This window comes from uncultured Roseibium sp. (assembly GCF_947494555.1).
Classification (GTDB): Bacteria; Pseudomonadota; Alphaproteobacteria; order Rhizobiales; family Stappiaceae; genus Roseibium.
In genome coordinates this window covers 483,377-506,432 of sequence record NZ_CANLVF010000004.1, presented here as the reverse complement: position 1 = coordinate 506,432, position 23,056 = coordinate 483,377, and the positions used below count along the sequence as shown (strand labels likewise).

Here is a 23,056-nt window from a genome sequence, read left to right as displayed (position 1 = left end):
TCTACGACTGCATAGTAATTATTTCTATACACTCGCAAAGAAATGTCAACAGCGCTGTTTCAACCCTCTGAAGGGCTCAGCCCTTCCCTTTTCGCCAGAACCTGCTAAAAGGCGCGCCGCTCATTGAAGGTGAGCCACCGGTCGCAGCCTACCCGGTGACGAGCGTCTCAACGGACGTTCACAGCGAAAACAAGGGACTATATCGTTGAAAACACTTGTCATCTGTTCCGGCGGAATGGATTCCGTCACCCTTGCGCACAAAATTGCGCAAGATCATGAGCTTGTTGGCCTGATCTCATTCGACTATGGCCAGCGGCATCGCAAGGAACTGGATTTTGCCAGCACCTGCGCAGACGAGCTCAACACCGAGCATATCCTCATGAATATCGAAAACATCGGCCGCCAGCTCACCGGCTCGGCGCTTACCGATGACGTCGACGTTCCCGATGGGCACTATGCCGAAGACACCATGAAAGTCACCGTTGTGCCGAACCGCAACGCAATCATGCTCACCATTGCCTACGGCATTGCCGCCTCACGCGGTGCCAATGCCGTTGCGACGGCCGTCCATGGTGGCGATCATTTCATCTATCCTGATTGCCGTCCGGCCTTCACATCCAGCTTCGAGACAATGCAGCGCTATGCCCTCGACGGCTACGCGGAGATCAGCCTCGTCACGCCCTACGTTCACGTCAGCAAGGCGGATATCGCGGCCGAAGGCCTGCGTCTGGGCGTTGATTATCGAAAGACCTGGTCCTGCTACAAGGGCGGTGAAACCCATTGTGGCCGATGCGGAACATGCGTCGAGCGGCGGGAAGCTTTTCACCTGGCAAATGGTATCGATCCGACGGCCTATGCGGACACGGACTTCTGGAAGGCCGCCTGCAATGTTTAGAATCACCAAGGAGTTCCACTTCTCCGCTTCCCACCAGTTGATCGGGCTTGGAGAAGACCATCCCTGTGCGCGGTTTCACGGACACAATTATGTTGTCGAGGTCGAGCTGGCCTCCAATGAACTGAACGCCGTCGGCTTCGTGCGCGACTACAACGAGCTGAAAGCGTTGAAGACGTATATCGACGACACGCTCGACCACCGACATCTCAATGACGTTCTGGGAGATGACTGCGTGACGGCAGAGCGTCTGGCGAAGCACCTTTACGATTGGTGCAAGGCCGAGTGGGTGGAAACAATGGCGGTTCGGGTCAGGGAAACGCCGAAGACCTGCGCCGAATTCCGGCCGCTGGCATATGTGCCCCTGGAGGCAGGCCGATGACTCATGAGACCATTCGTGTCAACGAAATCTTCGGCCCGACCATTCAGGGCGAAGGCGCCCTGATCGGTCAGCCAACCGTATTCGTGAGGACCGGGGGATGTGACTACCGCTGCAGCTGGTGCGACACGCTGCATGCCGTCGACAGCGCATATCGGGACGAATGGCTGCCGATGTCACCGGCGGCCATCATGATGCAAGTCGACATCCTGTCTGGCGGAAAGCCGTTGATCGTATCCCTTTCCGGCGGCAACCCGGCCATTCAGCCGCTCGGCGGTCTGATCGAACTGGGACGGCAGGAAGGCTATAGGTTCGCGCTGGAAACCCAGGGCAGCATTGCCCGGGACTGGTTCGCCATGCTGGACACGCTGACACTCAGCCCCAAGCCCCCTTCCAGCGGCATGACTACAGATTGGCAGAAGCTGGCCGAGTGTCTCGAGGCAGCGGGCCCGGTTGCACGGATCGTGATGAAAGTCGTGATCTTCGATGACGAGGACTACGCCTTCGCGCGAGACGCCGCCGCGCGCTACCCTGAGCTTCCACTTTTTCTTCAGCCCGGAAATCACACACCTCCACACCCGGACGAAGAAAACGGTGCGATCGATATGTCGGGCATCATGGAGCGCATGCGCTGGCTGGTGGACAAGGTTTCCACCGACCGGCTGTACTCCGCAACCGTGCTGCCGCAGCTGCACACGCTGATTTGGGGCAATTTGCGGGGCGTTTGAGCGCCAAGCCGACCACCGTTCGTCAAAAGGAAAGACCCATGTCCGAAGACAACATTTACGAAAACCTGACCCAGCTTGGCGCATCGACAGAGCTTCCCGAAGATCCGGACAAGGCGGTTTTGGAAAAGGTTCCGAACCCCCAGGCCGGCACGCCCTATATGGTGCGTTTCGTCGCGCCGGAATTTACCTCACTTTGCCCGATCACCGGTGCTCCGGATTTCGCGCATCTTGTGATCGACTACGTGCCGGATGCCTTTCTGGTCGAGAGCAAATCACTGAAACTCTTTCTCGGCTCGTTTCGAAATCACGGTGCCTTTCACGAAGACTGCACCGTGTCCATCGCCAAACGTCTGGTGAAACTGCTCGACCCGGCGTGGCTCCGGATCGGCGGGTACTGGTACCCGCGCGGCGGCATACCGATCGATGTCTTTTACCAGACCGGCCCGGCCCCCGAGGGTGTCTGGATCCCCGAGCAGGGTGTTGCCCCTTATCGCGGGCGGGGGTGAGCCGGCTTAAGCCGACCCTTACTCCGGAGTCGGTAGAGATAGCTCCGGTGCCGGCTCGATCGTCTGGGTCGTCACCATCTCGAAATTGGGCGCGGTCGTCTCGTAGATGGCCTTTACGATGAACCCACCGTCACGCGTCAGCCAGTATGTGTAACGGTTTTCCGTGACCATGCCCTGACTGACCGTCAGGTCTGCCGCAATCTTTTCCAGGGGAATGCCATCGATGGTGTCTTCGCCGCACTCCGCATTACGGATGGTTTCCGCATTTGTCTTTTTAGCCGCGATTGCGCCATCCGCATTCTGCGCGCTGTCGAGATCTCGCACTTTGCTCCAGGTCTTGCCCTCATCCGGCGACTGATACATGACGTTCTGATAGGTCAGCACCCAGGGGCCCGCCGGATCGGTCGGCACCGTCATGTGATGATCCTGGCTGAGATAGAGAAAATCATTCACCGTTGCCGGAGCGCCCTTGAATTGGGTCTTCGCAACCGTTTTCGTCGGAACGCCCTGGTCGAGCTGCATGTAAATTTCCGTGAAGCGATTGCTGCAGGCATCGGCGAAAGCAGGCTGTGAAAGCCCGGCAAGGATCACGGCGGCACAGCCGATCGGAGTCTTGAAAGTCCTCATTGGCAACCCCTTAAAAAATTCGGACCTGAAACTCTATCCTTGCCGGTTTTCCATTCTGCGCCAACCTCATTCAGCGGGAGCGGCAGCACCACCGGGCCGGGTTCCTTCGAAAGCCTTGTCCTTGATCTCGACGAACTTGTCCGACATCTGCGACAGCTTTGCGTCCCATTCCGGGTTCGGCGTCTGGCCTTCCGTCACCTTGAAGAATACCTGCATCATCAGCGTGATAGCGAGTGGCTCGAGCACCGCAGCCTTGACGGCCCAGGCAAAAATGATGGCAAACACAAGACCACCTGCGCTCCACGAGCCCGGCATCAGATAGACGAGACCGGCAGCAGGCGCCAGCATGAACAGGAAAACAAGAATTGCGATTATGTAGGTGAAGAGCGCGATAAAGGCAGCATTCTTCAGCATCGCCTGGTAATTCTGACCATAAAGAACAAGCGCCTCGCGCGCCGATGCCCAGGCATTGTCGGATAGTGTCCGGATTGCATGAGCAAGAATAACCTCGTCGACAAATCCGACAGCCACCTTCATGAAGGCCCTGAAAAGCGAGACGAGACCGTTCAGCCCAGGGATCGGCAGGATCGACGCAACGCCCTCGACAACGCCGCTGATCGCGCGGATCACACCTTTGACAAGCTGATCGAGACCGAACAGCGCACTCGACTGGACGAAACGCTCCTTGACCACGCTGGCGCCATAGGCGACCTGGCCCTGCCCGTCCGGCAATTCTCTGTCGTCCATGAGTTCCACCAGAACCGCGATGTGCCCGGCCTTGACGGTGTAAAGAAGATATTCGCGCAGCAGGTAGATCGCGGTGGCGGTCAGACCGAAACCGATCAGGCCGCCCCAGAAGGCAAATCCGGCCTGCGAGTCCGGACCGCCGAACCATCCGAGGCCGTAGCCGATACCGGCTCCAAATCCGGTCACGACAACATAGGCAACGGCAATGCCGCCATAAACTATCACTCTGAAAATCAGATATGGAAATGTTCGTACCATCAGTCCGACGGCACGTGAAAAATCGAAATCCCACATAAATCGGCTCCTGTCATTTGCAGGCATCCACGACTACAGCCGCAAGCGTAGCCAATCCCCGGACGAAGCGGCAAGCAGGAATCGTCTCGATTCCCGTTCCGCATGACGCATGTCCAGGCGACCGGCGCCGCACATTCCGGCGCGGCCAGACCACAATCACGGCTGCCGCGTATTTCACCGGAAACCTGGAGCGCTATCTACCTATGATTTCCTTCAGGTCGTAAACCGAGTAATCGATCCTGTGTTCAACCCAGGGAAGCGGCACAGATGCCTGTTTCGGGATAGCCGGAACCCGCACACACCCTTGGGCCGACAATTGAATTCGCCCTTGGCACGGGATCGTCAGTTCTGCGATTCGGTGTGATCGTGCGGGTGCAGGATGCCGTGATACCAGAAGCTGTCTTTCAGGTGTTTGTGCTTGGGCGCGTTACGTTCGGCGATGTTGTCCTTGTGCTCGCCGAAAATGAGGACATTCCCGTCCGGATCCCGGGTTTCGAATTCGCGCATGCCCCATGGTTGATCGTCGATATCCTCGGTGATGTTCGCCCCCGCTGACTTCGCGAGCGCATGGTAGCCATCGATATCTTCGACAAAGCAATAGGCGGTGGTGCCGCCGGGTGCATCGCTCTGTGTCAGATGAATGCCCGATTTTCCGTGCTCCAGAACGGCATAGCGTATCGGGTCGCCCTCGTTATCCGCCCACTCGAACGCAACTTTGAACAGAAGACCGTCGCGGTAGTAGGCCAGCGAAGCGGCAAGGTCTTTTACCCTGAGAACGGGTGCAATGTGAGATATCTTGGGTGATGTGGTTTGTGTCATTTTCCGGCCTCCGCGCTGTAATGACTTGCGAGAGATCCCGGCGTTCTAGTAGCACTCGAGCACAGCCTCGGTGTTCTCAAAACTGCCGGTCGCCAGATCTTGCGGTGAAATCCGGAAATAGACAATGCCGGCGTCCCCCCATGTCCAGTTCATGGCAACATCGCCGGCAAGATGCAAAAGCAGCAACCTGTCAGTTGGTCCGGCCTTGGGACTGGACTGCAGGGCGTCGAACTCACCACCCACCCTGTGGGGACGGTTCTGTCGAAGCTGACGCCAGTAAGGCACGAAACCGCGAAGTGTCTCCGCCGGAATGAGCGCGCGGCGCCCCGGGTCTGCGTAATAGTCGGCGACAAACTCCCAAAGTTGCACGTAGTTGGCATCGTAAAGATCCCACAGCGTCACTTTCTTCTCGAGCGCGGAATACCTGGAACTCGGATCCCTTAGCTGACCGAGATCGAAGAAATTGAAATATCGCGTTCCTGTTTCCTGCAAATAGTTTTTGATGTTGTCCCAGTCAGCGGGCGTAACGCTTCTGTCCAGATCCTGCGAGCGGACCTGACCGATCATATCCCGCAGATCCCGCAAGGCACTCTCGCGCCAACTGTTGTTGGCGGTACCAGAGTCGCGCTGATAGTCCTGAAGCGCTTCGGCTGACGGATAGCGGGCCAGCAACGCTGTCAGCCTGAGCCCGCTCTCAAGGCGGTCCTTCAGGTCCGCAAGCCGGTTCCTTGCGTCATCGACCTCCTTGCTGTCGATTTCCGCATCATCAGGCTCTCCAAAGTTCTGCAAACTCGATTGAAGTGCCTCTATCTTTTCCTCAAGATCGGAAGTGTCGACCTTAAGTGCTTGAAAGACCTCGGCATCGCGCAGCCCGTCCAGCACTGTGTCAGGCAAAGCCGGTTTGAGTGGCTGCTTTCCAAGGCGCGTTTCGATGGATTTGAGGACGGCAAGAACCATTCGCTGCGTGAATGGATCCGGAACCGGTGGGCGCTCGCTATCGGAGTGTGCCTCACCTGGATAAAGCGTTTTTTCAAAGTGTTCCGGTGTCACCCGCGCGAACTCACCGTCCTCGACAACCGAGTTCGGGACCGTCACAAAATCGACCGGCCAGCGGCGCCACGTGTCGGGTATTGCATCCACACCTTCCAGATGGCGGTATTGCGGCCCGGAATACGTGCCGTCATAGACGGGCCCAAGGTCCGCCGGCGCTTGCCGCTCCGCTCCAAGCGTCTTTGTATAAATCACTCTGTAGCCCTCGCCCCCGCTTTCCGGCTCACAGGAATTCGGGTCGAAGAAGAACAACAGCCAGCCGCTGCGTGGTCCCAGGCCGCCCCAAAGATCTTCCGGCAGGTCCGCACAGGACAGCTGCGCCAGAAAATGCAAGGGAAACTCCCCCTTTTGTGGCTGATCACGCGAGATCGACGTCGGCCACGGAACGTTCTCAGGCATCATCGGCAATCCACCGAACCACGAACGCGGCGCTTCGTCGCCACGTATCGGCACTTGCCGGCGGAGCACGACCGAGACCGTTTCCAGAACCGCGCCGGGAAGGTCCTGCACATCTGTCTGAATGGATGCGCTTGTGGCCTCGGGTGCATCGAATGCCGATGCGGCGACCGGCTCTTCCTGCGCTGCAGCTTGCCGGTAAAGGGCTTCTGCGGCGGGCTTTTTGACCCGGCGTACGGTTCGGTTATTGGTGTTTTCAAGCACGTCCTGAATACGGTCGGCGCGCACGACAAAGCCTGGCGACGCTGGGCGCAATTGAGCGCTGCGTGGAATAAAGCTAAAAATTTTAGATAAAAGCAACCAGATTATTGTAATAAAAATCATTAAAATGAGAGTTAAGCCTGCGATAAATACAAGTCCCGCTTCGCTATATAGGTTCTCTGGCATGCTATGTTCCAAATATAACAGGATTCATGCATGATTTTTACTGCAAGTTATTAAGTGACAGTAAATTAAATAGTACACACAACACAATCAAACAGCAGCTCCAGGTTGTACGAAAAACGGGCCCCGAAAGGCCCGTTCAAAAAGCTTTTATTTGCCTGCCGGTTAGCTGCTGACAAGGTTCCGAAGCACATAGTGCAGGATGCCGCCGGCCTTGATGTATTCCAGCTCGTCCTCGGTATCCACACGGCACAGGCACTCGATGGTTTTGGTGGTGCCGTCCGCGTAGGTAACTTCGACATCCATCATCTGACGCGGTTTGATGTCTGCAATGCCCTTGATGGTCACGCGCTCTGTACCCTTGATACCGTGAGACTGCCAGCTCTCGCCGTCCTTGAAGGTCAGCGGAATGACGCCCATACCGACAAGGTTGGACCGGTGGATACGCTCGAACGACTGTGTGATCACGGCGCGCACACCCAGCAGTTTGGTGCCTTTAGCTGCCCAATCACGGGACGAGCCGGTGCCGTACTCCTTGCCCGCAAAGATCACCAGCGGCGTGCCGGCTTCCTTGTATTCCATGCAGGCATCGTAGATCCACTCTTTCTTGCCGTCCTTCATGGTGACGCCACCTTCGACGCCCGGCACCATCTGGTTCTTGATGCGGATATTGCCGAAAGTGCCGCGCATCATGACTTCGTGGTTGCCACGGCGCGATCCGTAGGAGTTGAAATCCTTTTGTGCGACCTGATGCTGGGACAGATATGTGCCCGCCGGGCTGTCGAACTTGATGGCACCGGCTGGTGAGATGTGGTCTGTCGTAATGGAATCCAGGAACAGGCCCATCACGGCTGCATTCTCAATATCCTCAAGCGGTGCCGGCTCCATCGTCATGCCTTCGAAGTAAGGCGGGTTTTGGACATAGGTGGAGGACACAGGCCAGCCATAGGTCAGCCCGCCCTCAACCTTGATGTTCTGCCACTGCTTGTCGCCCTTGAACACATCACCATAGCGGTCGCGGAACATGTCTTCGCTGATCGAGGACCGGATCAGATCGGTAATCTCCTCCGTGGTCGGCCAGATATCTTTCAGATAGACCGGATTGCCGTCCTGGTCTTCGCCGAGCGGATCTTCAGTGATATTGACGTTCAGGCTGCCGGCGATCGCGTAAGCGACGACGAGCGGTGGCGACGCCAGGTAGTTGGCGCGCACGTCCGGGTTGACGCGGCCTTCGAAGTTGCGGTTTCCGGAGAGCACGGAACAGGCAATCAGGTCATTGTCATTGACGGCGGCCGAGATTGCCGGGTCGAGTGGGCCGGAATTGCCGATACAGGTGGTGCAGCCATAACCTGCAAGATCGAACCCGAGCGCGTCGAGATCGTCCTGGAGACCCGCTTTTTCCAGATAATCAGTCACCACCTGGGAACCTGGCGCCAGCGATGTTTTTACCCACGGTTTGACGTCGAGGCCCTTCTTCAGCGCGTTACGCGCCACAAGTCCCGCCCCGATAAGAACGGACGGGTTCGACGTGTTCGTGCACGAGGTAATCGCGGCGATCACCACATCGCCGTTGCCAAGGTCGTGGTCCTTGCCATCGACGGCAACACGCTTGGTCAACTCATCCGCTTTCTTGAATTCGTCCGCCATGGTCTTGGCAAAGCCGGTAGCCGCGTCGGAGAGGTTGATACGGTCCTGCGGGCGCTTCGGACCGGAAACCGACGGTACGACGGTGGAAATGTCGAGCTCCAGCGTATCGCTGAATTCCGGTTCTTCGCCGCCTGCGCGGAACATGCCCTGCGCCTTGGAATATTCTTCGACGAGGGCAACCCGATCCTTGTCGCGTCCGGTCGCCTCAAGGTATTTGAGCGTCTCGCGGTCGACCGGGAAGAAGCCGCAGGTCGCACCGTATTCCGGCGCCATATTGGCAATTGTGGCCGCATCTTCAAGGCTCAGGTTGTCGAGGCCAGGCCCGTAAAATTCGACGAACTTGCCGACGACACCCTTCTGGCGGAGCATTTCAACCACCCGCAGCACGAGGTCGGTCGCGGTAATGCCCTCATTCAACTGGCCGGACAGCTTGAAGCCGATGACTTCCGGGATCAGCATGGAAATCGGCTGGCCGAGCATGGCAGCTTCCGCCTCGATGCCGCCGACACCCCAGCCGAGAACCGCAAGCCCGTTGACCATCGTTGTATGGGAATCGGTCCCCACCAGCGTGTCCGGATAGGCGACGGTTTCACCGCCCTCTTCCCTGGTCCAGACGGTCTGGGCAAGATACTCCAGGTTCACCTGGTGGCAGATGCCCGTTCCGGGAGGCACGGCGCGGAAATTGTCAAACGCCGACTGGCCCCAACGCAGGAATTCGTAGCGTTCCCGGTTGCGCTCGTATTCAAGGTCCACGTTCAATTTGAACGCGTCTTTGGTGCCGAAATAGTCGACCATGACCGAGTGGTCGATAACCAGGTCGACGGGCACCTGCGGATTGACCTTCTCCGGGTCGCCACCGAGTTTCACGGCGGCATCGCGCATCGCGGCGAGGTCTACGACCGCCGGAACACCGGTGAAGTCCTGCATCAGGACACGCGCGGGACGGTAGGAAATCTCCTGCGAGGATTTCTTCGTCTTGAGCCATTCCGCACAGGCAAGGATGTCATCCTTCGTGACCGAGCGCCCGTCTTCGAAGCGCAGAAGATTTTCCAAAACGACCTTCAGTGAAAACGGAAGCCGGGAGACGCCTTCCAGGCCATTTTTTTCCGCTTCGGGAATTGAAAAGTAGGTGTAGGTCTTGTCGCCAACCTGAAGGGTTGTCTTGGCTTTGAAACTGTCGAGGGACTGGGTCACGGCGCGCGATCTCCTGAATTGTCCGCAGGTCCGGTCAAATCTGCTCCGGCCTGGCATAATCTCTCTTGGCACCGAACGGTGACCGTCAAGGGTCTCGCCCGGCGTATGTTCGCGGGGATGCGATTGAGAGCCTCTCCCTCCTTCGCCACCGCAATTGGATGCGTCGCCCCTATACCAATCTTTGGCCTTGATCGCCAGACAGCACGTTTCCGGCCTGATCAGAATTGATCGTGTTGTATCTCCGTCCATTTAGAGCGCTTGCCAGCGAAGTCAGGACAACCAGGTATGCGAGCCCTGAAAAAGACCCATAACTATTGAACAGAAAGATATTGCATACCATTGTATACTGAACTAAGACCTCGCTCAACCAGCTTGTTCCGGCACGCCAGTTAGACCGTGATCCGGTGATCAAGCTTCAATCAATGTCAGAACGCCGGGACCCATCATGAGCTTGTATTCAGACTACCTGCAAGAAATCGAAACACGCAAAGACCAGGGCCTGCATCCGAAGCCCATTGATGACGGTGGCCTAGTGAAAGAGATCGTCGCTCAGATCAAGGAAGCGGGAAACGAGCACCGGCAGGACTCCCTGAAGTTCTTCATCTACAACACGCTGCCCGGCACGACGAGCGCCGCAGGTGAAAAAGCGAAGTTTCTCAAAGAAATCATTCTTGGCAATTCGGTAGTCGAAGAAATCTCGGCCGCATTCGCCTTCGAACTCCTGTCGCACATGAAAGGCGGCCCGTCGGTTGAAGTCCTCCTTGACCTCGCCCTCGGCGAAGACAAGACAATTGCCCGGAACGCAGCCGAAGTACTGAAAACACAGGTCTTCCTTTACGACGCGGATACCAGCCGCCTGAAAGAAGCACTGGACGCCGGCAATGAAATTGCCAAAGACATCGTCGAGAGCTACGCCAACGCGGAATTTTTCACAAAGCTTCCGGAGATTGACGAGGAAATCAAGGTCGTTACCTATATCGCAGCGGAAGGCGATATCTCCACGGATCTTCTGTCACCCGGAAACCAGGCCCACTCCCGCGCCGATCGTGAACTGCATGGCAAATGCATGATTTCCGAGAGAGCCCAGGAGGAAATTCAGGCGCTGAAGCTGCAGCATCCGGACAAGCAGGTAATGCTGATTGCCGAAAAAGGCACGATGGGTGTCGGTTCGTCGCGGATGTCCGGCGTCAACAACGTCGCCCTGTGGACCGGGCAACAGGCCAGCCCCTATGTCCCGTTTGTGAATTTTGCCCCGATTGTCGCTGGCACGAACGGCATTTCTCCGATCTTCCTGACGACTGTCGGCGTTACCGGTGGCATCGGTATCGACCTGAAAAACTGGGTCAAGAAGCTGGATGACGACGGCAACCCAATTCTGAACAACGACGGAAACCCTGTCCTTGAACAGAAATACTCTGTCGAGACCGGAACCGTCCTGACCATCAACACCAGGACGAAGAAGCTTCTGAACGGCGAGGGCGGAGACGAACTCGTCGATGTCGCTTCTTCCTTTACGCCGCAGAAGCTCGAGTTCATCAAGGCCGGCGGATCGTATGCGATCGTGTTCGGCAAGAAACTGCAGAGCTTTGCCGCAGACGCTCTCGGCATCGAACTGAAATCCGCTTTCGCACCGTCCAAGGTCGTGTCCCACGAAGGCCAGGGCCTGACAGCGGTTGAAAAGATCTTCAACAAGAATGCTGTCGGTGTGAAACCAGGTACGGTTCTCCATGCCGGGTCCGATGTCAGGGTCGAGGTGAACATTGTCGGTTCGCAGGACACCACCGGGCTGATGACATCCCAGGAACTCGAAGCAATGGCGGCGACCGTTCTCTCGCCGACCGTCGACGGTGCCTACCAGTCCGGCTGTCACACAGCTTCGGTCTGGGATCTGAAAGCGCAGGCCAACACGCCGAGACTAATGGCCTTCATGCACAGGTTCGGCCTGATCACGGCGCGCGACCCAAAGGGCGTCTACCACTCCATGACGGACGTCATCCACAAGGTCCTGAACGACATCACAGTGGATGACTGGGCCATCATCATCGGCGGGGACTCCCACACGCGCATGTCAAAAGGCGTCGCCTTCGGCGCTGACTCCGGCACGGTTGCACTCGCGCTTGCCACCGGCGAAGCAACCATGCCGGTCCCCGAATCCGTAAAAGTGACCTTCAAGGGCGCCATGGCGGATCACATGGATTTCCGCGACGTCGTTCACGCGACCCAGGCACAGATGCTGAAGCAGTTCGGAGACAACGTCTTCCAGGGACGGATCATCGAGGTACATATCGGAACGTTGCTGGCTGACCAGGCCTTCACCTTCACGGACTGGACCGCCGAAATGAAGGCCAAGGCATCCATCTGCATTTCCGAAGACGAAACGCTGATTGAATCCCTCGAAATCGCCAAAGCCCGCATCAAGACCATGATCGACAAGGGCATGGACAATGAAAACCGGATGCTGCAGGGCTTGATCGACATCGCCGAACAGCGCATCGCGGAAGTCAGGTCCGGAGAAAAGCCGGCACTGTCGCCAGATGCCAACGCCAAGTATTTCGCGGAGGTCGTTGTCGACCTCGACGAGATCAACGAGCCGATGATCGCGGATCCGGACGTCAACAACGCCGATATCTCCAAGCGCTACACGCACGATACGATCCGGCCGATTTCCCACTACAATGCCGAGAAGAAAGTGGATCTCGGCTTTGTAGGCTCCTGCATGGTGCACAAGGGCGACGTGAAAATCGTCGCGCAGATGCTGAAGAACCTTGAGAAGGACTCCGGCAGCGTCGAGTTCAAGGCACCTCTTGTCGTCGCCGCACCGACCTACAACATCATCGATGAGCTCAAGGAGGAAGGCGACTGGGCCGTCCTGCAGAAATATTCCGGCTTCGAATTCGACGATACGGCACCGAAACAGGCCGCTCGCGTCGAATACGAGAACATTCTCTATCTGGAACGGCCCGGATGTAACCTTTGCATGGGCAACCAGGAGAAGGCAGCGAAGGGCGACACGGTGCTTGCAACATCGACGCGTCTTTTCAAAGGCCGTGTTGTCGAGGACTCCGACGACAAGAAGGGCGAATCCCTGCTTGCATCGACACCCGTTGTCGTTCTCTCCGCAATCCTCGGCAGAACACCGACCGTGGACGAATACAAGACAGCAGTCGAGGGTATCGACCTGACCAAATTCGCACCGCCCCTGCAAAAGCCTTTGGACACAAAATCGGTCCACTTCTAAGACTGTCGGCAGCGGCGGATTGACGCCGCTGCCGGACAAACTTTTCGGCACTTCGGCCGCTAACGATTATTGCGCCGTTAACCGGTTCCCGCTATCAAACGGCATGCGTTGTTTATTTCTGATTGCATGCATTTTCAGCTTCGCGGCCTCTGTATTCCAAACCAGCGCCCAGGAGGCGGTTCAAGAGCCCGTCGAAATCGGCGAAGCAGGTACCGAATATCTGCGGTCGATCCGTCTGCGCGGGATTGATTCCGATGTCGCGTATTTTGACCCGACCGCACCGGCGCCGGAACTGGACACACAGCAACAACCCGCGCCGCAAACCCGCGAGACGGAAGTCAGTACGGGGCAAGTCGGCAGCGCCAGGTGGATCTCGGCGATCATAGCCGGTCTTGTGTTGGCAGGGATCGTATTTGTTGTTCTGCGCTTTGGCGGGAACATCGCGGTTTCGCTTAACCGGGACGCGGAAAATCCCGGCAGCCAGCGCGGGTCGAACACGCAAAACACGCCTGCCTGGGCTGAAAAACTGGGTTCTTTCAACGACATTCTGCGCATAGAAGACCGGCGCCGGGCGCTTGTCCTTCTCACTCAGAAGGTGCTGGCATCCCTGGCCTCCACTCATGGCGTATTGATGCAGCGCAGTTGGACAGCGCGCGACACCCTTGGTCACATCCCCCTCGAACAGACCCAGCATACGGTTCTGCGAACATTGGTTCTGAACAGTGAACGCGTTCAGTTCGGGGGACGCGATGTCACCGAAGACGAATTCCGGAACCATGTCTCTTCCTGCCAGCAGCTACTGGGAGCCGGAGGCGCATGAGCACAACATCCACCGAAACCCGGCCCAACGGACCGCGCATCGAATTTCTCATGATTGCCGCGGTGCTCATCGTTGTCGTTGCCGGGCTCTGGTATGTCATGTCGCAACGTCAGCAATCGCTGCGCAGCTCGCCCGCCGGCCTCGACGGTTTGCAGATCTGGCTGACCTCGAACGACGTTACATCGTATAATTTTGCAGGCGGCTGGCCCATCGATCAGACGACTGTCGACCTGCTGATCCTGCCTGTTTACGACACCTCACTGGACAACGCGCGCACGCCACCGTCGACCAAGGAAGAGTTATTGCTGCAGCAGGATGAGTACGACCTGTCAACCGACGTCATCCTGACGAAAGCACGAAGGGTCCCGACTCTCGTCGTGCTGCCCAAATGGAAAAGCGGGATGCGGCTGACCGGTCTCGCACACCCGGTTCTGCTCAACGACCCGAAACAGATCGAGCGCACGCTGAACGAGATCACCGGCGGCGGCACGCCCGAACTGGTTTATGCGACAACGCCGTTTACGGAGTTCAGCTATCAGTCCGGGGACGGAACCCGGCTTCGCGCAAATCTTTATGCGGCACAGATGTTCCGCAGCGCCGGCTGTACGCCGCTAATCGGAAGCTCGGACGCGATGATCCTAGGCGAGTGTCCGCTGCCGCGCAGCACAGATCCAGATGATGGTGAACGCGAACGTGTTCTGGTGCTGTCCGACCCGGACCTTTTGAACAATCACGGCCTTCGCCTTGGTGACAACGCCCGGATCGCAATTGATGTCCTGTCATCGAACATCGACGAGGGCAACATCGTGATCGACTACAGCAGGGCGTCGTGGTTGCGCGATCCATTTCAGGAGCCGGTACGCGAGCGGACCTGGGCCGATCTCAGCCGTTTTTTCGGACCGCCGTTCCTTATCCTGTGGCTTGGAGGCGGTCTGCTGCTGGTCTTGTTCCTCTGGCGCGCATCGCTTCGCTATGGACCGATACTGCGTGACCGTGCGTCTTCGGGGGCCGGAAAGGCGCTGGCCATTGAGGCGCGGGCCCGGTTGTTACGCCTCTCTGGACAGGACGGAGCACTGGTGCGCGAATACGTTTCCGCTCGCATTTCGGCCGTTGCCGCGACCCTGTTTGGTCCCGCCCATGCTGGCCACTATGCAAAGGAAGACGAGTTTCTGCACTTTGCGGACCGTCAGCACCCTGATGAGGCAGCCCGGCTCAGATCGGTCCTTGCAAATATTCGACAATTGCCGGTCCGCACGCATGCGACTGAGGCAATCCATCTGATTGATGAATTTGAACAGGTTTTGGAGCAAATCACTCATGACACTTGAGGTCCTCCGCCAACGGACAGACGCCCTGCGGGCCGAGATCGGACGAACGGTTCTCGGTCAGGACGAAATCATAGACCTCCTGTTGGTCTCCTTGTTCGCACGCGGGCACGTCCTGCTCGAAGGACCTCCCGGAACCGCAAAGACGCTCCTTGCCAGAAGCTTTGCGGCCGCACTGGACCTGGACTTCGGCCGCATTCAGTTCACGCCGGATCTGATGCCGGGCGATGTTCTCGGCACCTCCATCTTCGATTTCCGCACCAACAACTTCGTCCTGACCAAGGGGCCTGTGTTTTCACAGGTGCTTCTGGCAGACGAAATCAACCGTGCTCCGCCAAAAACCCAGGCAGCTCTTCTGCAGGCCATGAACGAACGCACGGTCAGCATCGATGGAACCGATCATTCCCTCGGCAGTGAATTCGTCGTTGTGGCCACCCAGAACCCTATTGAGCAACAGGGCACCTATCCGCTTCCAGAGGCCCAGCTTGACCGGTTCCTCTTCAAGCTCGTGATCGACTTTCCACCCGAGGCGATCGAAATGGCGATCCTGCGCCAACATGCGGCGCAACCGCTGGAATCCGGTCTCGAAACCGCGAACTTGTCCAAGGTTCTTGATGCTGCCGCGCTTGCCGAAACCCGTGCTCTGGTCGACGGGATCATTCTGAAAGACGACATACTCGCCTACATTCTCCGCCTGGTGCGGGCAACACGCGAGAACTCGGAGATCGCCTTTGGCGCATCGACACGTGCGGCCGATGCCCTGGTGAGTGCTACGCGCGCGACAGCGGCGCTCAACGGCCGGGATTTTGCGATTCCGGACGACGTCAAGCGGTTGTTTGTTCCCGCACTCCGGCACCGGATCGTGCTTGGTCCTGCCGCTGAAATCGAAGGCCGCAGTTCCGACCAGGTCCTGGAAAACATCCTCAACCAGATCGAGGCCCCACGCTGATCCGTCCGTCCAAAAGACTGCTGGTTTTTGCCTCAGGCACACTCCTGATCTCTTTGATCATGATTGTCGCCAGCACGGCCCTGCGTGACCTTGCGATCCTGCCATGGGTTCTTCTCGGCCTTCTGATCGCCTTTGACATGGCGTCTTCCCTGCGGCGCCCGAGGAACCTTTCCTTTGAAGCCCCGCCGGAGATCTTTGTCGGCGAGACCGTTGAGCTCCGGCTCAGCCTTGAAAGCGCACCTGCCGAACTTTACGCGAGGCTCGAATGGCCGGAAGGACTGAGCGGCGAACACGACATCGCATTTTACCAAGGCGCAAGCGGAGGCTTTGCCGCAAGCGTCCCGGTACGCGCCGTACGGCGCGGTGTCTGGCGCCTGGAGCATCTTTGGCTCTTTTGGGAATCGCGCCTCAGACTGCTGGAATTCGTGCCCCGCCTTGATCTGGGCGCCGAGCTTCGCGTCGTGCCCAATATCCGACAGGTTCAGTCCGGAGAAATCACGACGACCGTCATGTCAACGCTTTACGGGGTCAAGGAAAACCGGGCCTTGGGAGAAGGGTCGGAATTTCATCAGCTTCGCGATTTTGTGCCGGGCATGGACATCAAGTCGATCGACTGGAAACGGTCGGCCCGCCGGCGCTCGCTTGTTGCCAAGGAGCTGCGCGCGGAACGCAATCACCATGTCATCATCGCCCTCGACAATGGCTACTTGATGCGCGAGGAAATCGGCGGCCTGCCCAAGATCGATCACGCGGTTACTGCCGGCCTTGCGACGGCCTGGGCCGCGGCCATCGGCGGCGACCTCGTCGGCTACTATTCCTATGATGTACGCCCGCGCACATTCGCAGCACCCGCACCGGGAAGGACCGCCTTTGCCCGTCTGCGCAACTGGACGGCCGAACTCACTTATGTCAGCCGCGAGACCAACCACACCCTGGCCCTGACGGAGCTGAACGCACGCACCCCGAAACGCAGCCTCATCATTGTCTTCACCGACTTCATCGACACGACGTCCGCCGAACTCCTCATCGAGAACATCGGAATTCTCGCCAAACGGCACCTCTTGATTTTTGTCGCCATTCGCGATCCGGACCTGGAAACGCTGATCGAAACGGCCCCGGACAATCTTGAGGGCGCGGCAACAATTGTGGCTGCAAACCAGTCCATCAATGAAAGGCGGCTGGTTCTGGAGCGGCTTGCGCGCATGGGTGTTACCATCGTCGATGCAAAGCCAAATGCCGTAACGGCCCGTTTGATTTCAACCTATTTAGAGATCAAGGCGCGGGAGATGATTTGATGAAAGATCAGGATCTCATGCGTTCGGCGCGCTTTCGAAAGGAAAGGGAGGCCGACTGGCAGCGCCTGGAAAAACTGGTCCTATCTGCTGAAAGCCGGGGGCTGCAGCACATGGATTTCGCCGAAGCCCGAGACCTGGCATCGCTTTACCGGCAGGCAACCACATCGCTGTCGATCGCACGGGAAATTTCGCTCGACAAGGCCCTGCTTGGCTATCTTGAGGCGCTCACCTCCCGCGCCTATCTTTGCGTCTATGCACCACAGGAACGGCTTGGCGGCCTGTTCCAGAAGTTCTTTGCCTACAGCGCACCCCAGGCCATGAGGCGGTCCTGGTTCTTCATACTGCTCGGTTTCTTGTGCATGGGACTGGGCGCACTCTCCGGCTATCTGCTCTATTTTGAAAGCGCTGACTGGTTTTACGTCTTCATGCCGGCGGAGCTTGCCGGCGGGCGTGGTCCGGACGCAACCTACGAGGCGCTTCGATCGGTGATCTACGACGAAAATCCGGACGCATCGGGGCTCGGGGCCTTCGCCACCTATCTGTTCTCCCACAACACCCGAATTGCGATATTCGTGTTCGGGCTCGGCGTTTTTGCCTGCGCACCCGCGATCCTGCTGACCTTCTACAACGGCCTGATGCTGGGAGCATTTTTCGCGCTGCATGTCGACCGGGGACTTGGCCCCGACATCGCCGGCTGGCTCTCGATCCACGGTGTTACGGAACTCTCGGCAATCTGCATTGCCTGCGCCGGCGGAATCAAGCTTGGCGCAGCTCTCTTGTTCCCGGGAGATCTTTCAAGGGTGGCCTCGCTGCGACACGCCGGGCGGGATGCCCTGAAACTGGCACTTGTCGCCGCGCTCATGCTGCTCGTGGCGGCCTTTCTGGAAGGTTTTGGCCGGCAACTCGTTCAGGATATCTATATGCGGTTCATTATCGGCTGGGGCATTGGCGCGCTGTGGCTGATCTGGTTCTTGTTTGCGGGACGGGAACAAAAATGAGGCTGCGCCTGCGCAAAAAACAGAAACAGGACCGGCCGTCGCGGAATCAGCTCATGCCGCCGGAAGGGGTCCCGCTCACCATGCAGATCGCTGGTGTCGGTGTCCGGTTGGGCGCACAGATAACCGATATCGTGATCACGACAATCGCGCTGGTCGCCATCATGATCCTGCTCTCGGCTCTGAACATCACGGGGCCGCAGACGATTGTCGCAATCGGCGCTCTGTTGTTCTTTCTGATCCGCGTTCCCTACTACATTCTTGCCGAACTCGTCTGGAACGGTCAGACGCTCGGCAAGCGCATCTTGAAGATCAAGGTCGTCTCCCATGACGGTGGCCCACTGACGACCCATGCGCTTGTCTTGCGGAACATGATGAAGGAAGCCGAGGTCTTCCTGCCGGGAACACTGGTTCTTATGCTCGATGCATCTTCGCCGTTCGCCTCGCTCGCCGCCTTCGCGTGGATTTTGGTCTGCCTTCTGGTGCCCATATTCGATCGTTACCGAAGACGCCTGGGCGACATGATGGCCGGTACCCATGTCATTCACATGCCGGTTCCTGTGCTGCTGAAAGACCTGGCAAGCGAACCGCGCACAATTTCCCAGGACAAAAAGGGGTTCGTCTTCCTGTCCCACCAGCTCGATCACTACGGTGCGTTCGAGTTACAGACGCTCGAGGGACTGTTGAGGGCTCAAAGCACGCGCCCCACCGGTAGTGATGCAGAGAGAAACAAGACAATCGAAGCGATTGTCGAAAAGATCCGCAAGAAAATCGGCTACGCGAACCCGGTCCCGCAGGCAGACCGGTTGCGCTTCCTTCAGGCTTTTTACAAGGCGCAACGCGAACATCTGGAACAGCGCCAATTGTTTGGCGACCGCCGCGCTAACAAGCACTATGCTCAGAACGAGGAAGACGCCTAAACACTTGTCCGGCTGATATGCCAATGCTCCCGGGTTCGATTGCGTGAACGTGGAACCTTTAAATGACTGACGCGGAAAACATCGAAGTCCATATCCCTCTCGGGGTCGGAACCCTGATTGCCGAGAGTTTCTCGATCCTGTTCAGGCAGTTCGTCCCGGTCGTCGTGATCGGCTTTGTTCCTAGTCTGCTCGGTGTCGTCCTTGGCGGGTATCTGGTCGGCTTTGAAGCTGTTCTGGGTTTTGAAGAAACCAACGCGTCATCCGGTGGCGCGAGCGCGCTTGTCAGCCTTATTGATCTTGTCGTCTATTCCATCACCACGGCTTTCATGGTTCAGCTCGCCTATGACGCAAAGCTCAAGCGACCCGTCAGAATTGGAAAATACATTGGTCCGGCGATGTCCGCGATTTTTCCCATCGCAATCCTGGGTATCGCGGTCGGAATTCTGATGGGAGTGGCAGCGCTGGCCTTCATCATACCCGGCCTCTGGGTCTATGCCGTCTTTTCCGTCATGGAGCCCGCCGTCGTCATCGAACGTCTCGGTTTCAAGGGCCTTGGCCGAAGCGAGAAACTCACCAAAAACTACCGCTGGCCAATCGTCGGCGCGCTGGTAATCACCTGGATATGTGCGCTGGTGATCATCATCATCGCCCTGGTCGTTGCCGACCTTGCATTGACGAGCGGCATCCTGGCAGTCTCGATCGTCATTTACGCAGCGCTGACCGCTGTCGGAACCGGCCTCATCAGTATCCTGACCGCACTTATCTATGCGCGGCTGCGCGAAATCAAGGAAGGGGTCAGCGTCGACGAGATTGCAGCGGTGTTCGATTGAACGAAATCGGCATGATCAACTTAAGAGTTCATTTTGATTTCGGGTTTACCACCGTCGCATCTGCCCGGTTGAATTCCACATTCGGACACAGAGACGGGCATCAGACGCAATTTTCGGTGTCAGACTGAATATCGGGGGTTTTATTGATGGCAGACATATCGGCAATGCACACCAGGCCGCCGCTTGGCGTCACAACGCTGCTGAGCGAGAGTTTCTCAATTTTCTTCGGAAACTTTTTCAAAGTGTTCCAATTGGCCTTCGGCCCGGCGCTGATCGGTTTACTGCTCTCAGGTGCACTGCTTGGGTTTGGCGTGGTTGCAGGCACCGCGGTACCGGATATCAGCGGCCCGGGTTTCGCGATTGCGATTGTGCTCACCATCCTGATCCAGATCGTTGTTTATGCCCTCACCACGGCTCTGCTGGTTCAGCTTGCCTATGACGCAAAGCTCAACCGGCAGCCGCGTCTTGCGAAATATCTCGGACCGGCATTTGCATCCGTGGTTCCGCTCGTCGTCCTAAGTCTCGTTTCCGGCATCCTGTTCATGATTGGCTTTGCCTTGCTGATTGTACCGGGTCTCTGGATCTATGCGGTGTTTTGCGTTCTGGCACCCGCAATCGTTATTGAAGGGGCAGGCTTCGGCGGCCTCGGGCGCAGCGCCCGTCTGACAAAGGAATACCGTTGGCCAATCATAGGCTTGTTGGTCCTGTTCCTCCTGATCCTGATCGGTATCAACATGATCACCGGCTTTGTTATCGGCATTTTGTCGATTGTTGTCGGCAGTGTTGCCCTGGACCTTATCCTGAACGCGATCATGTCTACATTCGGTGCCGGCCTCGCCAGTATCCTGGTGGCGCTCATCTACGCGCGCCTGCGCGAGATCAAGGAAGGTGTCAGCGTCGACCAGATCGCAGGGGTATTCGATTAAGCGCAAAGAGGCGGTCAAATTGAGATGCGGGTATCGATCAATCCAAGGCATTTCTTTAGCTTTCAGTTGCCTGGAATTGCCTTGCGGCCCGCATCCGCAAAATTGACGAATAACGCTTGAACGTCGCCAGCCATCAACCTAAGGTTGGAGAGTCGCTTTAAAAACAAAACAGGCTTGGGCACTTGCATAATCAGGACGGACAATCCGCACAAAAAGCCGTCGAATCCTCTGAAGGCAAGAAAGCGTATGTGCCTGAGTCAGAGCCGAAAGCATCGCTTGGCATCGGCACGCTTGTGAGCGAGACATTTACAATCGTCTTTGAACGTTGGTTTTTGGTGATCGTTCTAGGGTTCGTTCCGACATTCATAGGTCAGCTGGCTTCGAGCTTTCTCGCCGGAGCAAACCTCACCCTGGCCTCGCAGCAGCTTGCGTATAGTGGTCTGACAGGAAACTTCGCTTCGATTCTTGCAGGGGTGATCAGCATTGCAGCCATGTCGATTACCTTCGCGTTGCTGGTTCAATATGCGTTCGACGCGAACCTCCACCGCCCATTGGCACTCAAACGCTACATCACCACAGCCTTCAGAACGCTGCTACCGAATGCCGCTCTGAACATTTTGATTCTCCTGGTTTTGGGCCTTGTCGCATTTACAATTGCGACCGCGGCCGGAGCCGCCAATCTCAGTCCTGTCGTTCTCGTACCGCTTCTCCTGGTCGCATTGCTCTGGGTCTACTCTGTTTTCTCTGTCACGATCCCGGCGGTCGTGATTTCACGAGACGGTTTTCGCGGTATTTTGCGAAGCTTCCACCTGACAAAAGACTACAGGTGGCCCATCGTCGCCGCGATAACGCTCACAATCTTCTTTATCGTTATCTTGTCGCTTGTGCTGGGGTTTTTCGTCTTTTTCTTCGGCATGTCAGGAGGCTTCGTTGGAATCATTCTGTCGGTACTTGTCCTCGCAAGCATTTCATCGTTGGCCTCCGGCCTTCTCAGCGTTCTGATCACTTTGATTTTTGCTCGCCTGTGCGAGATCAAGGAGGGAACCACTATGGAACAAATTGCGGGTGTGTTCGATTGACCTATTGATACGGCACTGGCCCGACCGCCGGCGCTTGTCGGAACTACCTATTGGACTTATTGTGCCTCGCCATAAGAATCGATCACGCCCGTCGAGGCGTGCGAACTGTTCTTAGACATTTTTTTGCATTTAGCTTTTGAAATGAACGGAGAATTTGCATGACTGACGCATCCCTTGGCCAACCCAAGGCGTCTCTTGGTGTAGGCTCAATCATCGGCGAGAGTTTCTCGATCCTTTTCGGCCACTTCATCCAGGTCATCATCATCGGTTTCGTACCGACGCTCATCGGTTTCGTGATTTCCGGCCTGTTGACGGGGTTCAACGTTGCCCTGGGCATAGAACCGCAGGAATTCACCGGGCCTGGCAGCGTCGTTGCCAGCATTTTGTCGGTCGTCATCAACATGGTGGTCTATTCCATCACGACTGCCCTGCTGGTTCAGCTCGCCTATGACGCCAAGCTGGCCCGTCCAATCCAGATCGGACGCTATATTGGCCCGGCGATCAGCGTCGTCGTCCCGCTGGCAATCATGACGATTGCCGTCACCATACTGGTTGTCATCGGCTTGATGCTGCTCATTGTGCCCGGTATCTGGGTCTACGCGGTCTTTGCGGTCATTGCCCCGGTTATCGTGATCGAACGCGTCGGATTTGGCGCTATGGCGCGCAGCCGGGCACTTACCAAGGAATACCGCTGGCCGATCGTCGGTGCGCTTGTCCTTGCGATCATCCTCTCCATGATCATCAGCTTTGTGGCCCTGTTTGTCGTCGGCCTCATCGCCGTGCTCGGCACTGTCGGATTGATCATCGGCGTCATACTCTTTGCCGCCATTTCCACTTTGGGCGCCGGTTACATCAGTATCCTGATCGCGCTGATTTACGCGCGGCTTCGCGAGATCAAGGAAGGCGTGAACGTCGACCAGATCGCATCGGTGTTCGACTGATAACGTGTCTATGGA

At 57.3% G+C, this 23,056-nt stretch carries 20 protein-coding genes; 15 read left to right on the top strand and 5 right to left on the bottom strand.

Translation table 11 applies throughout. From position 1 onward, the window contains the following. The first annotated feature begins 205 nt into the window (after nucleotides 1-205). The 4 genes from queC to queF are packed head-to-tail and all read left to right on the top strand — an operon-like array spanning nucleotide 206 to nucleotide 2,505. Complete coding sequence (gene queC / locus Q0915_RS21315) at nucleotides 206-895, top strand: 7-cyano-7-deazaguanine synthase QueC (RefSeq protein WP_299478462.1); 690 nt, start codon at nucleotides 206-208, stop codon at nucleotides 893-895. Further along, nucleotides 888-1,274: a 6-carboxytetrahydropterin synthase QueD gene (gene queD / locus Q0915_RS21310; RefSeq protein ID WP_299478459.1), complete on the top strand. Its 387-nt coding sequence runs from the start codon at nucleotides 888-890 to the stop codon at nucleotides 1,272-1,274. The genes queC and queD overlap by 8 nt, the downstream gene beginning before the upstream one ends. After that, nucleotides 1,271-1,999: a 7-carboxy-7-deazaguanine synthase QueE gene (gene queE, locus Q0915_RS21305; protein ID WP_299478456.1), complete on the top strand. Its 729-nt coding sequence runs from the start codon at nucleotides 1,271-1,273 to the stop codon at nucleotides 1,997-1,999. Before queD ends, queE begins: the two co-directional genes overlap by 4 nt. A 38-nt stretch (nucleotides 2,000-2,037) precedes the next feature. Then, nucleotides 2,038-2,505, top strand: coding sequence for a preQ(1) synthase (gene queF, locus Q0915_RS21300; protein ID WP_299478453.1), 468 nt, complete (start codon nucleotides 2,038-2,040; stop codon nucleotides 2,503-2,505). 18 nt (nucleotides 2,506-2,523) lie between these two features. Here queF and Q0915_RS21295 read toward each other — a convergent pair whose 3' ends face one another. From Q0915_RS21295 to acnA, 5 genes are all read right to left on the bottom strand, one after another. After that, nucleotides 2,524-3,132, bottom strand: coding sequence for a hypothetical protein (locus Q0915_RS21295; protein WP_299478450.1), 609 nt, complete (start codon nucleotides 3,130-3,132; stop codon nucleotides 2,524-2,526). A gap of 66 nt (nucleotides 3,133-3,198) precedes the next feature. Next, nucleotides 3,199-4,173, bottom strand: a complete 975-nt coding sequence (locus Q0915_RS21290; RefSeq protein ID WP_299478447.1) for a hypothetical protein — start codon at nucleotides 4,171-4,173, stop codon at nucleotides 3,199-3,201. A 342-nt stretch (nucleotides 4,174-4,515) separates the two neighbouring features. After that, entirely contained in the window at nucleotides 4,516-4,992 is a 477-nt protein-coding gene (locus Q0915_RS21285) for a VOC family protein (protein ID WP_299478443.1), read from the bottom strand. Between the two features lie 45 nt (nucleotides 4,993-5,037). Further along, nucleotides 5,038-6,753: a DUF1963 domain-containing protein gene (locus tag Q0915_RS21280; protein ID WP_299478440.1), complete on the bottom strand. Its 1,716-nt coding sequence runs from the start codon at nucleotides 6,751-6,753 to the stop codon at nucleotides 5,038-5,040. Between the two features lie 294 nt (nucleotides 6,754-7,047). Beyond that, nucleotides 7,048-9,723 carry an aconitate hydratase AcnA gene (gene acnA / locus Q0915_RS21275; protein ID WP_299478438.1) on the bottom strand — a complete coding sequence of 892 codons (2,676 nt, stop codon included), beginning with the start codon at nucleotides 9,721-9,723 and terminating at the stop codon, nucleotides 7,048-7,050. Between the two features lie 445 nt (nucleotides 9,724-10,168). On the opposite strand from acnA, the gene Q0915_RS21270 reads away from it, so the two are divergent. From Q0915_RS21270 to Q0915_RS21220, 11 genes are all read left to right on the top strand, one after another. Continuing rightward, entirely contained in the window at nucleotides 10,169-12,961 is a 2,793-nt protein-coding gene (locus tag Q0915_RS21270; RefSeq protein WP_299478435.1) for a bifunctional aconitate hydratase 2/2-methylisocitrate dehydratase, read from the top strand. Between the two features lie 103 nt (nucleotides 12,962-13,064). Beyond that, on the top strand, nucleotides 13,065-13,781 hold the full coding sequence (locus Q0915_RS21265; protein ID WP_299478433.1) for a DUF4129 domain-containing protein: 717 nt from the start codon (nucleotides 13,065-13,067) through the stop codon (nucleotides 13,779-13,781). Further along, entirely contained in the window at nucleotides 13,778-15,109 is a 1,332-nt protein-coding gene (locus Q0915_RS21260; protein ID WP_299478430.1) for a hypothetical protein, read from the top strand. The genes Q0915_RS21265 and Q0915_RS21260 overlap by 4 nt, the downstream gene beginning before the upstream one ends. Further along, nucleotides 15,099-16,055 carry a MoxR family ATPase gene (locus Q0915_RS21255; protein WP_299478427.1) on the top strand — a complete coding sequence of 319 codons (957 nt, stop codon included), beginning with the start codon at nucleotides 15,099-15,101 and terminating at the stop codon, nucleotides 16,053-16,055. The genes Q0915_RS21260 and Q0915_RS21255 overlap by 11 nt, the downstream gene beginning before the upstream one ends. Before the next feature lie 59 nt (nucleotides 16,056-16,114). After that, nucleotides 16,115-17,350, top strand: a complete 1,236-nt coding sequence (locus Q0915_RS21250) for a DUF58 domain-containing protein (RefSeq protein ID WP_299478425.1) — start codon at nucleotides 16,115-16,117, stop codon at nucleotides 17,348-17,350. Beyond that, entirely contained in the window at nucleotides 17,350-18,348 is a 999-nt protein-coding gene (locus Q0915_RS21245; protein WP_299478422.1) for a stage II sporulation protein M, read from the top strand. Before Q0915_RS21250 ends, Q0915_RS21245 begins: the two co-directional genes overlap by 1 nt. A gap of 53 nt (nucleotides 18,349-18,401) precedes the next feature. Continuing rightward, nucleotides 18,402-19,265 (top strand): RDD family protein, encoded by an 864-nt coding sequence (locus Q0915_RS21240; protein WP_299478419.1) that lies wholly within the window; start codon nucleotides 18,402-18,404, stop codon nucleotides 19,263-19,265. Nucleotides 19,266-19,327: 62 nt separating this feature from the next. After that, the gene (locus Q0915_RS21235) at nucleotides 19,328-20,095 is read left to right on the top strand and encodes a hypothetical protein (RefSeq protein WP_299478416.1); all 768 of its coding nucleotides are present in this window, start codon (nucleotides 19,328-19,330) and stop codon (nucleotides 20,093-20,095) included. A 146-nt stretch (nucleotides 20,096-20,241) separates the two neighbouring features. Continuing rightward, nucleotides 20,242-21,021, top strand: coding sequence for a hypothetical protein (locus Q0915_RS21230; protein ID WP_299478413.1), 780 nt, complete (start codon nucleotides 20,242-20,244; stop codon nucleotides 21,019-21,021). Nucleotides 21,022-21,269: 248 nt separating this feature from the next. Next, nucleotides 21,270-22,100 carry a hypothetical protein gene (locus Q0915_RS21225; RefSeq protein WP_299478410.1) on the top strand — a complete coding sequence of 277 codons (831 nt, stop codon included), beginning with the start codon at nucleotides 21,270-21,272 and terminating at the stop codon, nucleotides 22,098-22,100. 158 nt (nucleotides 22,101-22,258) lie between these two features. Beyond that, a complete protein-coding gene (locus Q0915_RS21220) occupies nucleotides 22,259-23,041 on the top strand; it encodes a hypothetical protein (protein WP_299478407.1) in 783 nt (260 codons plus the stop codon). The last annotated feature ends 15 nt before the right edge of the window (nucleotides 23,042-23,056 follow it).

What these genes read in the sequence shown, in the direction of transcription:
- queD (WP_299478459.1), top strand. Translation starts at nt 888, where the DNA reads ATGTTTAGAATCACCAAGGAGTTCCACTTCTCCGCTTCCCACCAGTTG.
- queE (WP_299478456.1), top strand. Translation starts at nt 1,271, where the DNA reads ATGACTCATGAGACCATTCGTGTCAACGAAATCTTCGGCCCGACCATT.
- queF (WP_299478453.1), top strand. Translation starts at nt 2,038, where the DNA reads ATGTCCGAAGACAACATTTACGAAAACCTGACCCAGCTTGGCGCATCG.
- Q0915_RS21295 (WP_299478450.1), bottom strand. Translation starts at nt 3,132, where the DNA reads ATGAGGACTTTCAAGACTCCGATCGGCTGTGCCGCCGTGATCCTTGCC.
- Q0915_RS21290 (WP_299478447.1), bottom strand. Translation starts at nt 4,173, where the DNA reads ATGTGGGATTTCGATTTTTCACGTGCCGTCGGACTGATGGTACGAACA.
- Q0915_RS21285 (WP_299478443.1), bottom strand. Translation starts at nt 4,992, where the DNA reads ATGACACAAACCACATCACCCAAGATATCTCACATTGCACCCGTTCTC.
- Q0915_RS21270 (WP_299478435.1), top strand. Translation starts at nt 10,169, where the DNA reads ATGAGCTTGTATTCAGACTACCTGCAAGAAATCGAAACACGCAAAGAC.
- Q0915_RS21265 (WP_299478433.1), top strand. Translation starts at nt 13,065, where the DNA reads ATGCGTTGTTTATTTCTGATTGCATGCATTTTCAGCTTCGCGGCCTCT.
- Q0915_RS21260 (WP_299478430.1), top strand. Translation starts at nt 13,778, where the DNA reads ATGAGCACAACATCCACCGAAACCCGGCCCAACGGACCGCGCATCGAA.
- Q0915_RS21255 (WP_299478427.1), top strand. Translation starts at nt 15,099, where the DNA reads ATGACACTTGAGGTCCTCCGCCAACGGACAGACGCCCTGCGGGCCGAG.
- Q0915_RS21250 (WP_299478425.1), top strand. Translation starts at nt 16,115, where the DNA reads ATGATTGTCGCCAGCACGGCCCTGCGTGACCTTGCGATCCTGCCATGG.
- Q0915_RS21245 (WP_299478422.1), top strand. Translation starts at nt 17,350, where the DNA reads ATGAAAGATCAGGATCTCATGCGTTCGGCGCGCTTTCGAAAGGAAAGG.
- Q0915_RS21240 (WP_299478419.1), top strand. Translation starts at nt 18,402, where the DNA reads ATGCCGCCGGAAGGGGTCCCGCTCACCATGCAGATCGCTGGTGTCGGT.
- Q0915_RS21235 (WP_299478416.1), top strand. Translation starts at nt 19,328, where the DNA reads ATGACTGACGCGGAAAACATCGAAGTCCATATCCCTCTCGGGGTCGGA.
- Q0915_RS21230 (WP_299478413.1), top strand. Translation starts at nt 20,242, where the DNA reads ATGGCAGACATATCGGCAATGCACACCAGGCCGCCGCTTGGCGTCACA.
- Q0915_RS21220 (WP_299478407.1), top strand. Translation starts at nt 22,259, where the DNA reads ATGACTGACGCATCCCTTGGCCAACCCAAGGCGTCTCTTGGTGTAGGC.